The organism is Streptomyces sp. NPDC054863, from assembly GCF_053610825.1.
The window spans coordinates 1-10402 of sequence record NZ_JBSGZD010000280.1 but is presented as its reverse complement, the minus strand read 5'-3'; the positions used below and the strand labels follow the sequence as shown (position 1 = coordinate 10402).

Below are 10402 nucleotides of genomic sequence, written 5' to 3'. Positions count from 1 at the left end.
CCGGGATCTTCGGTTGTGCTGCGTGCGCGATACTGGGATTGAACCAGTGACCTCTTCCGTGTCAGGGAAGCGCTCTCCCGCTGAGCTAATCGCGCGGGACGGCCCTTGCGGACCGGGATCTTCGGTTGTGCTGCGTGCGCGATACTGGGATTGAACCAGTGACCTCTTCCGTGTCAGGGAAGCGCTCTCCCGCTGAGCTAATCGCGCGGGACGGTCCATGCGGACCGGGATCTTCGGTTGTGCTGCGTGCGCGATACTGGGATTGAACCAGTGACCTCTTCCGTGTCAGGGAAGCGCTCTCCCGCTGAGCTAATCGCGCTTGGAGGTGGAGACGGGATTTGAACCCGTGTAGACGGCTTTGCAGGCCGTTGCCTCGCCTCTCGGCCACTCCACCAGGAGTGTGCAGCAAGGGTATCGGGATGATCCCCCACTATCGAGCGGACGACGAGATTCGAACTCGCGACATCCACCTTGGCAAGGTGGTGCTCTACCAGCTGAGCTACGTCCGCTTGTCTGGCCGTTTCACTTGCGTGTCCCGGCGACGTGTTGAACTCTAGCGGATTCCTGGGCCAGCACAAAAACGCGTTTGTGCAGCGTGCTGCGCTGTCTCCGGCGTCCTCGCGCCCGCAGGTGGCGGCCCCGTCCCCGCCATAGACTCGGGGCCGTGCCCGACCTCCCCTCTTTGGCCCGCTTCGGCGGCCTCGTCGCCTCCGACCTGCGTGACGTCACCAGCGATCCGGCGGCACTCGACTCCACCGGCTTCTGGGCCGTCGCCGCCGATTTCGAAGGCCGCCTCGTCTGTGCCCGCTTCGGTGACGTCCGCGAGGAGCCGGTGCCGGCCCCCGTCCCCGGCGCCTGGCGGGGCCCCGCCGCCACCGGCTGGACGTCCTCGCTGGACCGCGCCTCGTACACGGCAGGCGTACGCCGCATCCGCGAGCACATCGCGAAGGGGGAGGTCTACCAGGCCAACCTCTGCCGGGTGCTGAGCGCACCCGTCGACCCGGGCGCGGACATCGACGCCCTGACCGCGCTGCTCGCCCGGGGCAACCCGGCCCCGTACGCGGGAACGATCCGGTTGCCCGCGCACGGCGTGGAGATCGCCACCGCCTCCCCCGAGCTGTATCTGCGGCGCGACGGGAGCCTCGTGGAGTCCGGCCCCATCAAGGGGACGGGGAAGACGGCGGCGGACCTCCTGGAGAAGGACCACGCGGAGAACGTGATGATCGTCGACCTGGTCCGCAACGACCTGGGCCGCGTCGCCGTCACCGGCTCCGTCACCGTCCCGCAACTCTGCGCGGTCGAGCCGCACCCCGGTCTCGTCCACCTGGTCTCCACCGTGCGCGCCGAGCTGGCCCCCGGACAGGGCTGGGGCGCCCTGCTGGCCGCCACCTTCCCGCCCGGCTCCGTCACCGGCGCCCCCAAGACCAGCGCGCTGAAGATCATCGAGGCGCTGGAGACCGCACCGCGCGGCCCCTACTGCGGAGGCATCGGCTGGGTCGACGCCGACCGCTCCACCGGTGAGCTGGCCGTGGGCATCCGTACCTTCTGGATCGACCGTACGGCGCCCGGCGGATCGTTCCTGCGCTTCGGTACGGGAGCGGGCATCACCTGGGGTTCCGACCCCGAGCGGGAGTGGGCCGAGACCGAACTCAAGGCGTCCAGGCTGCTCGCGATAGCGTCGGGTGCGTACGAGGTGACAGTGAGAGAGAGGGCCACGTCATGAAGGTTTGGGTCAATGGGGCACTGGTCGACGCCGACGAGGCCCGCGTCTCCGTCCTCGACCACGGGATGACCGTCGGCGACGGCGTCTTCGAGACGATGAAGGCGGTGCAGGGGAAGCCCTTCGCGCTCACCCGGCACCTGAACAGGCTCACCGCCTCCGCCCGCGGCCTCGGTCTGCCCGACCCGGACCTCGACGAGGTCCGCCGCGCCTGCGCCGCCGTCCTGGACGCCAACCCGATGCCCCTGGGCCGGCTCCGCGTCACGTACACCGGCGGCGTCTCCCCGCTCGGCTCGGACCGCGGTGACGCCACCCCGACGCTGATCGTCGCCCTCGGCGAGACCGTCCGCCGCCCCGACGCCACCGCCGTCGTCACCGTCCCCTGGACGCGCAACGAGCGAAGCGCCCTCGCCGGGCTCAAGACCACCTCGTACGCCGAGAACGTCGTCGCGCTCGCCCGCGCACGCGAACACGGCGCCTCCGAGGCCCTGTTCGCGAACACCGTCGGACAGCTCTGCGAGGGCACCGGATCCAACGTCTTCGTCGTCCTGGAAGGACAGCTCCTCACCCCGCCGGTCGCCTCCGGCTGCCTGGCGGGCATCACCAGGGCGCTCGCCGTCGAGTGGACCGGTGCGCGGGAGGCCGAGCTGCCGTTCGACGTACTGGCGCGGGCCGAGGAGATCTTCCTGACCTCCACCCTGCGCGACGTGCAGGCCGTCCACCGCCTCGACGGGCGCGAACTGCCGGGCGCGGCGGGACCGGTGACCGCCAAGGCGATGCGCGTCTTCGACGAGCGCGCGGGCGACGACCTCGACCCGTAACGCCCAGGCGCAGACCTCGACCCGTAAAACGTGATGACGAGCGGGCCCGGCGGGGGTACAACTCCCGTGATGACGACGACCCTACGGCCGACCGGGCCGCTCCAGACCAGCGCTGACGGTGCGCGCTCGCGCCACTACGAGGTGTGTGTGAACAGCCGCCCCGTCGGCACCGCCCACATCGAGACCGTGCCCGACTTCGGTACCGGAGTCGGCCGGATCACCTCGCTCCGGATCGACGAGGCGGACCGCCGCAGGGGCCGCGGCACAGTGGCCGCCCTCGCCGCGGAGGAGGTGCTGCGCGGCTGGGGCTGCGACCAGGTCACCGTCTCCGTCCCCGCGGACGCCGAGCCCGCACGGCAGCTGACGACGGCCCTCGGCTACGTCGAACGCAGCCGCAACATGTTCAAGACCCTGCCGTCGGAACCGCCCGCCCTGCCGGCGGACGTGACGGTCCGCCCCCTGGCGCAGGCCGAGTACGACGCCTGGCGGCAGGAGGAGGCGGTGAGCTTCGCACAGAGCTGGCTCGACCGGGGGTTCACCGCCGAACAGGCCCGCGCCAAGGCCGAGGCCAGCGAACGCAAATTCCTGCCCGAAGGCCTCGCCACCCCGCACACCTGGATCAGCCACCTGCTGCACGACGGCGAGCCCGTCGGCCTGTTGTGGGTCGGACGGCACGAGGTCGCACCCGGCGATACGGCCCCCTTCGTGTTCGACGTCGAGGTCGTCGAGGAGGAGCGCGGCAAGGGGTACGGGCGGACCCTGATGAAACTGGCCGAGCGGATCGCCCTCCAGGCCGGCGACAACCGGATCGGCCTGCACGTCTTCACCGGGAACACCCCGGCCCTGCGCCTCTACGAATCCCTCGGTTACCGCACGACGTCGCTGTACACCTACAAGCAGCTGCTCTAGCCGCCGCCCGCTGCGTCAGCCGGTCCGGTCGGCCAGCAGTCGGTCGGCGATCTCCTCGATGCGCTCCCGCACTCCCGACCGGTCCTTGCCGGCGTCGAGGAGCTGTCCGCCGATCTCGTACGTCGGCGTGCCCGTCACCTTGATCGCCTTACCCTCCGCCTGGTCGGCGTCCACGATCAGCATGTGCCGGCCGTCGATCAGTGCGGTGTCGAACTCCTCGGCGTCCAGGCCGAGTTCGCGTGCCACGTCGAGCAGGAGCTGCTGGCCGCGCTCGCCCAGCTCCGCCGTGCGCCCGAGCACGGCCTCCACGTACGCCCAGCCCTTGCCCTGTTCGAACGCCTCCTCGGCGGCCTGCGCCGCGTCGTAGGCGTGCCGGTGCTTCTCCAGCGGGAAGTGCCGCAGTCTTACGTCCAGCCGGTCGCCGTACCTGGCCCGCAGCGCGGCGAGGTCGGTGAGGGCGCTGTGGCAGTCGGGGCACTGGAGCTCGCACCAGACGTCGAGGACGACGGGGGAGAGGGGAGAGGGGTTGTTCATGGGGCCAGTCTCCCAGTCGTACGCCGACGGCCCCAACCGGGACCTGGGGAGGAGTGCACCCCGGAGATCTCCCTGAGACCGGGCCCGAAGATGGCCGCACCCGGTGCGGGCGGTGCAGGATGGAGGGGACCGTACTTTCCACCGCTGGAGGACCGATGCTGCTGGTCGAGACCGTCTGCTCCGCGGCGTCCGCCGCCGGTTTGGGCATCGCGGCGATCACCGCGTACCGCAAGCGCTTCCTCACCGCGACCCGGCTGGCCGCCTACTCGCTGGTTCCCGTCGGCCTGGTCATGACCGGGGCCGTGGGCTGGATCTCCGGCATGGTCTTCAAGCCGGTTGTGTGGGCGGGCTTCGGCGTGCTCGCGGTCGCCTGGCTGCTCTTCATGACCACCCGCTTCGTCGAGCGGCGCAGCGGCGGCACCCGCAAGGAGCGCAAGGCCGCGAAGGCGGCGCAGCGGGAGGCGGTCGCCCCGGCCGCGTCGGCACCCTCGCTTGGCGTCGGCCGCCAGGCGGCTGCCCCCGCGTCCGCACCGGCCCCCGCTGCCAGGCAGCCGAAGAAGGCCGCCGGTGAGGACTTCTCCGACATCGAGGCGATCTTGAAGAAGCACGGGATCTGAGCGGGGCGCGGCACGTGAGCCTGGCGGCTCGGACACCGGAGCGATTGTGGATTTACACGGAATCCAATGAACTGCCGCCGATAGTGGGCGTGTTGGTCATTCCGTACCATCGGGCTGAGTCATCATCGGCCCGAGATGCTCCAGACCTCCGCCGACGAAGGCGCCGCACCCGTCCCCGACGAAGAAGCGCGCGGGTGCCTCTTCGCGCTTTCCCAGCCACCCCTGATGATCTTCCTCGCGTTGATCGGCTCGCTGCTCATGATGGGAGCGGTCCATGACCTCTTCCTGGACTGACACGACCCGTCAGGGAGCGGCCCGGACAGGCGCCGCTCAGCCGGAGGCTTCCTTACGACGGGCCCGGTACGCCGCCACGTGCAGCCGGTTCCCGCAGGTCCGGCTGTCGCAGTAGCGCCGCGAGCGGTTGCGCGACAGGTCGACGAACGCGTGCCGGCAGTCCGGCGCCTCGCAGCGGCGCAGCCGTTCCTGCTCGCCCGAGACCACGATGAAGGCCAGTGCCATCCCGCAGTCCGCCGCCAGGTGGTCCGCCATGGAGGCGCCGGGCGCGAAGTAGTGCACGTGCCAGTCGAAGCCGTCGTGGTCGGTCAGCCGGGGCGTCGTGCCGGCCGCCGCGACCAGCTGGTTGATGAGCTCGGCGGCGGCCCGGGGGTCGGATGCCTCGAACACCTCCGCGAAGCGTGCCCGCACGTCCCGTACGGCCCGCAGATCCCCCTCGCCGAGTCTGCCCACGTCGCTGACGTCGTGGAGCCGTGCGAAGGCGCTCAGCGCCTCGACGTCCGTCAGACGGTCGGCAGGCTCGCTCTCCGGCGCGGTGTTCACCAGGTCGACGACGACGTCGAGGGCTTTCCGGGTGTCGTGGGGGATCAGCACGCTCAGCTCCCTGGCCTGCTGCGGGCCGGTGCCCGCCGCTGCTGGCCGACTCTAGCCGCAGGAGGGGGCGGACACAGCGACGCCGCCGCCGCGGTGGATTCCGCGACGACGGCGCCGGTGCCTGCCCTATGAAGTTGTCCCTATGAGGTTGTCCGTCCCGCGCCGTCGCCCCGAGTCGGACGGCGATGAACGACTCTCGACCTGGCTCAGCTTTCCGCCAGGATGTGAGAGAGCTCCGTGTCGAGGTCGAAGTGCCGGTGTTCAGTGCCGGGTGGCACTGCGGCATCCGTCCTCTTCAGGAACGACTCAAGCGCCCGCGCCGGGGCTTCGAGCAGGGCCTCGCCCTCCGGTGAGCTCAGGGCGATGCAGACAACGCCCTGACCGTGGCTCCGGGACGGCCAGACTCGGACGTCGCCGGTTCCGGTGGGCCGGTGCAGGCCCTCGGCGAGGAGATCGCGGGCGAAGACCCACTCGACCGTTTCCTCGGCTCCGGTGTGGAAGGTGGCATGCACGGCATAGGGATCGGCCGTGTCGTACCGCAGGCCCGCGGGTACAGGCAGTGATGACTCGCTCGACACAACGAGGCGCAGGTGCAGCTCGCAGCTGACCGTGGTGTTCATAAGCGCCAGGGCCTTTCGCTCAGTGTGCGCTCGGGGATTCGCACGTCGGCGAAATCGACATGCCACCTCCAGTGCCGTTGTAAACCCTTATGAGTGTTTTGAGGGTCCTGGGGTCGCTCGTACGGCCGAGCCCGGGGTTGACCCCTACGGCTATTCCGGTGAAGGGGCGCGCTCGGGTAAGTTGAGGCTCATGAATGCGGAGAGTGACGGACGGGACAGGGATGTCGCCGCGGCGACGACCGACCCCGCTACGGGGGGCGCCACCGACGAGCGGGAGCTCGGATCGCGGGCGCCGCAGTACATCCAGGCGCGCAGGACGCTCCACCTCAGCTGGCAGGTCGGCGTCTTCGTCGTCGGCCTCGCGGTCGTGATCGCCGGCATCATCATGCTGCCGCTTCCGGGACCCGGCTGGGTGGTGATCTTCGGCGGCATGGCGATCTGGGCGACCGAGTTCGTGTGGGCGCAGTTGGTGATGCGCTGGACGAAGCGGAAGCTCACCGAGGCGGCGCAGAAGGCGCTCGACCCGAAGGTGCGGCGGCGGAACATCATCCTCACCACGATCGGGCTGGTGATCATCGCCGTACTGGTCGGGATCTACGTCTGGAAGTTCGGCATCGTGATGCCGTGGAAGATCAACGAGTGACCGGCGGAGAGTGGACCGGGGGCCGGCGGTGCGAGCCGCGGGCCGGCTGCGAATGAGCCGGAAAGTGGTCGGGGGCACGCGCTGACATGCGGTAATGTTCTGCCTGTGCCCGGGCGATTAGCTCAGTGGGAGAGCACTTCGTTCACACCGAAGGGGTCACTGGTTCGAACCCAGTATCGCCCACCCGGGAACAGAGGCCCGAGAGACTGGAACCAGTCTCTCGGGCCTCTGTCGTTTCCCCGCCCGGGGCCGGAGCCCCGGGCGGCGGGTCAGTGCAGGCGGCCCAGCCGCTCGCGCAGTCGGCGGGCGTCGCGCAGGCGCTGTTCGTACGTGGCTCCCACCGCGAGCAGCAACAGGCCGGCCAGCGCCGGGGGCAGCCAGCGAGGCAGAGCCCCGACCACCTGGACGACGTACGGCGCGAGCTCGTGCAGCGCGACCAGGGACAGGACGGCGCCGCCGAGCAGCAGCGGGGCGCCGAGCCGGTGCCGGGCGCCCAGCAGGGTCACCACGAGCGCCGCGAGGCCCAGCAGCAGCGGACGCAGCCAGTACGGGTCGGCCCAGGCGGCGACGAGACTCGGCAGCAGGGTCGCGGCCAGGCCGGGCCCGTACGCCGTCCAGGAGGACGCCTGCGGGTCGCGACGGCGCCGCAGCACCCCCACGACGAGCGCCGGGACCGTCACCGGCAGCGTGTACGCCTCGGGCTCGCCGATGCCGGATGCCGCGAGCCGCACCCAGGTGGCCAGCAGGAACAGGGCGCCGGCCGCCCACCCGACCGCCCGGCGGTCCTGACGGACCGCGGTCCCGGCGGCGATCACCCCGCACAGGGCGAGCACCAGCGACAGCATCGGCGCACGGCCCGCAGCCAGGGCGACGGCGAGCAGTGCGGGGACCGTGGCGGCGATCTCGGCCGGGACGCTGTGCACCCGCACCGCGAGGAGGGCGACCATGGCGGGCACCACCAGGACCAGCAGCGCGGCCTGCTGCGGCGGGAGGGCGAGAGCGGCGGCGCCCGCACAGGCCAGACCGGTCGCGTACCCGACGGCGGCGACGGCGCCCACCGCCCGGACGGCCGGGGCCCGGGTGCGCACGGCCAGGGCGGCGAACAGCACCAGCAGCGCGCCGAGCACCGCGAAGGTGGTGCCCCGGGAGGCCAGCGCCAGGCACGACACCGCGCCCGCCGTGACGGCCCCGACACCCAGCGCCGCGTACGACAAGGCGGTACGGACACCGGGAGCGACGGCCGTCGGCGCAGGAGTCGGGGCGGGGGCCGGGGCGCGGGCGGCCAGGGCCAGCGTGACCGCAGTCAGGGCGACGTACAGGGACAGCGCAGCCACGTAGGGCAGGTTCAGGGAGGTCGGGAGCAGGAGGACCGCGGCGGAGGCCGACAGGACCGAGGCGACCACTGTCGCGGGGTGCGGGGAGCGGCGGTGCAGCACGGCGAGGGCCGCCGCGGTGAGGAGCAGGATCAGCGGGGCCGTGGAGAGGGCGTGCCAGGGCACGTCGAGGTCCACCGTCCGGCGGAGGGTGGGGGGCAGGCCCTGCCACGGGGCCGCGGCCCGGGAGGCCGGTCCCGACAGCAGGGTCAGTGCCAGGGCGGGAACGGTCGTGAGGACCGCGCCCGCGCCGACCAGCGCGGCCGACGCGGTCAGACCGTGCCGGACGGGACGGGGCAGGCGGGGGCCGCGTGCCGCCGACAGCGCCAGGACGGCGAGCGCACAGACGACGTAGGCGGGAGCCGTCCAGGCGAGGGGCAGAGCGGGGCGCGCCGTGCCCGCCGTCGCGGCGACCAGTGCCAGGCCCGCCACCAGCGCGGTCGCGAGCTGCGGGTGACGGAGGGTGGCGGCCAGGGCGAGGGCGGCGGACGCGAGGAGCAGACCGGACGAGGGGAGGGCTTCGGCCGCCGTCGACGCGTTCACGGACATGACGAGGGCGGCCAGAAGGACGTAACCCCCGGCCGCCCAGGCGCAGACGGCCGCGAGAACACCGACCGGGACGAGGGCGCGGGCGAGCTGGGCGGCACGGCCGGCAGGGGGAGCGGCGACGGCTGCGGGAGAGGGCGCGGGGGTGGGAACGGGGGCTGCCGGACCGGCTCGACCCGCCTGGGGTGCGGAAAATGCCGGGCCTGCCGGATTTGCCGGGTCTGACGGACCCGCCGGAGGTGTCCGGTCTGACGGGCTCGCCGTCGGGGTCCCCGCGGAGGCGGGGGATCCGACCGTCGTGGGGGTCGGGGAGGTGGTCGGGGCTGCCCTGTGGCGGACGGCCCAGACAGCTGCCGCCGTGTCCAGGGCCGCCGTTGCCAGCAGGGCCCAGGAGAAGGGGAGCTCCGTCGTGGAGTGCGACAACACCCAGAGAGCGAGGGGGAGTTGGGCGGCAAGCAGCGCAGCCGGGAGCGGGGTGCGCAGGCGGGGGAGGAAGAGGCCGTAGGACGCCCAGAGGAGGGCGAGGAGGGCCGCGGCCACCGCGCTGTACGCCGTGCCGTCGGCGTTCTCGAAGGCGACCTCGTGGAGTGCGTACACGTCCAGCACCGTCAGGAGGAGGGCGAGTACGCCGACCGATTCCGCCGTTGCCGCCAGGCCCCGCCGCACGAGGAGCGCCGGTGCGGACAGTGCGGCCACGCTCACCAGGCCCAGTACGGCAGAACGCCCCGCGATGCCCAACTGCCCCCAGCCGACCAGGGTGAACGCCAGCGCAGCGACCGCGAGGAGGATCCCGCCGAGAGTCAGCAGCACATTCTGCGCACTCCGTGCAGAGGTGGCGGCAGTGGTGGCGGCCGCGGCAGGCGGCCGGGGCGCGTGTTGCCAGGGCGTGTGGGGCAGGGGCGGCGCCGGCGAATTCAGAATCCGCAGCAGCCACGCGCGGCGGAGCAGCAACTGACCCTTGCGCGCGTCGAGTTGGGCCAGCTCGCGGTCGAGGAGCACCAGCTCGTCGGCCGGTGCGAGAGGCGGAACGTGTCTCATGCTGCGAGTCTGGGCGGCCGGTGGTCACCCGTACATGGGCGCGGATACTCAGAGGGGCTACTCAGGTACGGCGGGCGCGGGGGTGAGTACGCCCGCGTACCCGCAGAATTGACCCATGGACTGGTGCCACTACCGCTTCCGCAGCGTCTGGGAACTGCCCGCCCCGCCCGGGGACGTCTACGCACTCCTGGAACACGCCGAGGGCTACCCGAGATGGTGGCCGCAGGTGCGCGAGGTCACCCCCGTCGACGACCGCACCGGCACGGCCCGCTTCCGGTCCTTCCTCCCGTACGACCTGCTGGTCACCGCACACGCGCTCCGGCGCGACCCGCTCGGCGGAGTCCTGGAGATCGGCATGTCGGGCGACCTGGAGGGCTGGGTGCGCTGGACGGTCCTGCCGCACGGCACCGGGACCCGCGCCCGCTACGAGCAGGTCGTCGACGTGCACAAGCCGCTGCTGCGCCGGTTCGCCGTCCCCGGGCGCCCCGTCTTCCTCGCCAACCACGCCCTGATGATGCGTGCGGGGCGCAAAGGGCTGGCCGCCGCACTCGCGGTTTGAAACCAACCGGAAAAGCGCTGTATGGTTCAACCCGTTCCCGGGCGATTAGCTCAGTGGGAGAGCACTTCGTTCACACCGAAGGGGTCACTGGTTCGAACCCAGTATCGCCCACCTGGGAAAGGCCGGTCCGTCAT

11 protein-coding genes and 7 tRNA genes are annotated in these 10402 nt (G+C 71.8%); 9 read left to right on the top strand and 9 right to left on the bottom strand.

The genetic code is table 11. From position 1 onward, the window contains the following. Positions 1-23: 23 nt before the first annotated feature. From ACWGIG_RS31970 to ACWGIG_RS31950, 5 genes are all read right to left on the bottom strand, one after another. Positions 24-95 (bottom strand) — tRNA-Val (locus ACWGIG_RS31970). 40 nt (positions 96-135) lie between these two features. Next, positions 136-207: transfer RNA gene (locus tag ACWGIG_RS31965), tRNA-Val, on the bottom strand. A 40-nt stretch (positions 208-247) separates the two neighbouring features. Continuing rightward, positions 248-319, bottom strand: a tRNA-Val gene (locus tag ACWGIG_RS31960). A gap of 1 nt (position 320) precedes the next feature. Continuing rightward, positions 321-394, bottom strand: a tRNA-Cys gene (locus ACWGIG_RS31955). Positions 395-436: 42 nt separating this feature from the next. Then, positions 437-509: transfer RNA gene (locus ACWGIG_RS31950), tRNA-Gly, on the bottom strand. Between the two features lie 155 nt (positions 510-664). Here ACWGIG_RS31950 and ACWGIG_RS31945 point away from each other — a divergent pair. The 3 genes from ACWGIG_RS31945 to ACWGIG_RS31935 all read left to right on the top strand — a co-directional run bounded on the left by ACWGIG_RS31945 (position 665) and on the right by ACWGIG_RS31935 (position 3450). Beyond that, the gene (locus ACWGIG_RS31945; protein WP_453325180.1) at positions 665-1723 is read left to right on the top strand and encodes a chorismate-binding protein; all 1059 of its coding nucleotides are present in this window, start codon (positions 665-667) and stop codon (positions 1721-1723) included. After that, a complete protein-coding gene (locus ACWGIG_RS31940; RefSeq protein ID WP_453325179.1) occupies positions 1720-2541 on the top strand; it encodes an aminotransferase class IV in 822 nt (273 codons plus the stop codon). The genes ACWGIG_RS31945 and ACWGIG_RS31940 overlap by 4 nt, the downstream gene beginning before the upstream one ends. Before the next feature lie 69 nt (positions 2542-2610). Beyond that, positions 2611-3450 carry a GNAT family N-acetyltransferase gene (locus tag ACWGIG_RS31935; RefSeq protein ID WP_453325178.1) on the top strand — a complete coding sequence of 280 codons (840 nt, stop codon included), beginning with the start codon at positions 2611-2613 and terminating at the stop codon, positions 3448-3450. Positions 3451-3465: 15 nt separating this feature from the next. On the opposite strand, the gene ACWGIG_RS31930 is transcribed toward ACWGIG_RS31935, so the two are convergent. Next, positions 3466-3984: a DsbA family protein gene (locus tag ACWGIG_RS31930; protein WP_453325177.1), complete on the bottom strand. Its 519-nt coding sequence runs from the start codon at positions 3982-3984 to the stop codon at positions 3466-3468. Between the two features lie 158 nt (positions 3985-4142). Here ACWGIG_RS31930 and ACWGIG_RS31925 point away from each other — a divergent pair, with 158 nt between their 5' ends. Beyond that, positions 4143-4601 (top strand): hypothetical protein, encoded by a 459-nt coding sequence (locus ACWGIG_RS31925; protein ID WP_453325181.1) that lies wholly within the window; start codon positions 4143-4145, stop codon positions 4599-4601. A 135-nt stretch (positions 4602-4736) separates the two neighbouring features. Continuing rightward, positions 4737-4895 carry a hypothetical protein gene (locus ACWGIG_RS31920; protein WP_453325176.1) on the top strand — a complete coding sequence of 53 codons (159 nt, stop codon included), beginning with the start codon at positions 4737-4739 and terminating at the stop codon, positions 4893-4895. 36 nt (positions 4896-4931) lie between these two features. Here ACWGIG_RS31920 and ACWGIG_RS31915 read toward each other — a convergent pair whose 3' ends face one another. After that, positions 4932-5489, bottom strand: a complete 558-nt coding sequence (locus ACWGIG_RS31915) for a CGNR zinc finger domain-containing protein (protein ID WP_453325175.1) — start codon at positions 5487-5489, stop codon at positions 4932-4934. Positions 5490-5695: 206 nt separating this feature from the next. Beyond that, a complete protein-coding gene (locus tag ACWGIG_RS31910; protein ID WP_003959770.1) occupies positions 5696-6109 on the bottom strand; it encodes an SsgA family sporulation/cell division regulator in 414 nt (137 codons plus the stop codon). A gap of 190 nt (positions 6110-6299) precedes the next feature. Here ACWGIG_RS31910 and ACWGIG_RS31905 point away from each other — a divergent pair, with 190 nt between their 5' ends. Together ACWGIG_RS31905 and ACWGIG_RS31900 are read left to right on the top strand one after the other, a co-directional pair. Next, the gene (locus tag ACWGIG_RS31905) at positions 6300-6752 is read left to right on the top strand and encodes a TIGR02611 family protein (protein WP_453325174.1); all 453 of its coding nucleotides are present in this window, start codon (positions 6300-6302) and stop codon (positions 6750-6752) included. Between the two features lie 111 nt (positions 6753-6863). Then, positions 6864-6935, top strand: a tRNA-Val gene (locus ACWGIG_RS31900). An 86-nt stretch (positions 6936-7021) separates the two neighbouring features. On the opposite strand, the gene ACWGIG_RS31895 is transcribed toward ACWGIG_RS31900, so the two are convergent. Beyond that, positions 7022-9709 (bottom strand): SCO7613 C-terminal domain-containing membrane protein, encoded by a 2688-nt coding sequence (locus ACWGIG_RS31895; protein ID WP_453325173.1) that lies wholly within the window; start codon positions 9707-9709, stop codon positions 7022-7024. A gap of 115 nt (positions 9710-9824) precedes the next feature. Between ACWGIG_RS31895 and ACWGIG_RS31890 the strand changes: the two genes are divergently transcribed. Both ACWGIG_RS31890 and ACWGIG_RS31885 read left to right on the top strand, forming a co-directional pair. Next, positions 9825-10268: an SRPBCC family protein gene (locus tag ACWGIG_RS31890; RefSeq protein WP_453325172.1), complete on the top strand. Its 444-nt coding sequence runs from the start codon at positions 9825-9827 to the stop codon at positions 10266-10268. A gap of 39 nt (positions 10269-10307) precedes the next feature. Then, positions 10308-10379, top strand: a tRNA-Val gene (locus ACWGIG_RS31885). The last annotated feature ends 23 nt before the right edge of the window (positions 10380-10402 follow it).

What these genes read in the sequence shown, in the direction of transcription:
- ACWGIG_RS31940 (WP_453325179.1), top strand. Translation starts at nt 1,720, where the DNA reads ATGAAGGTTTGGGTCAATGGGGCACTGGTCGACGCCGACGAGGCCCGC.
- ACWGIG_RS31935 (WP_453325178.1), top strand. Translation starts at nt 2,611, where the DNA reads ATGACGACGACCCTACGGCCGACCGGGCCGCTCCAGACCAGCGCTGAC.
- ACWGIG_RS31930 (WP_453325177.1), bottom strand. Translation starts at nt 3,984, where the DNA reads ATGAACAACCCCTCTCCCCTCTCCCCCGTCGTCCTCGACGTCTGGTGC.
- ACWGIG_RS31920 (WP_453325176.1), top strand. Translation starts at nt 4,737, where the DNA reads ATGCTCCAGACCTCCGCCGACGAAGGCGCCGCACCCGTCCCCGACGAA.
- ACWGIG_RS31910 (WP_003959770.1), bottom strand. Translation starts at nt 6,109, where the DNA reads ATGAACACCACGGTCAGCTGCGAGCTGCACCTGCGCCTCGTTGTGTCG.
- ACWGIG_RS31905 (WP_453325174.1), top strand. Translation starts at nt 6,300, where the DNA reads ATGAATGCGGAGAGTGACGGACGGGACAGGGATGTCGCCGCGGCGACG.
- ACWGIG_RS31895 (WP_453325173.1), bottom strand. Translation starts at nt 9,709, where the DNA reads ATGAGACACGTTCCGCCTCTCGCACCGGCCGACGAGCTGGTGCTCCTC.
- ACWGIG_RS31890 (WP_453325172.1), top strand. Translation starts at nt 9,825, where the DNA reads ATGGACTGGTGCCACTACCGCTTCCGCAGCGTCTGGGAACTGCCCGCC.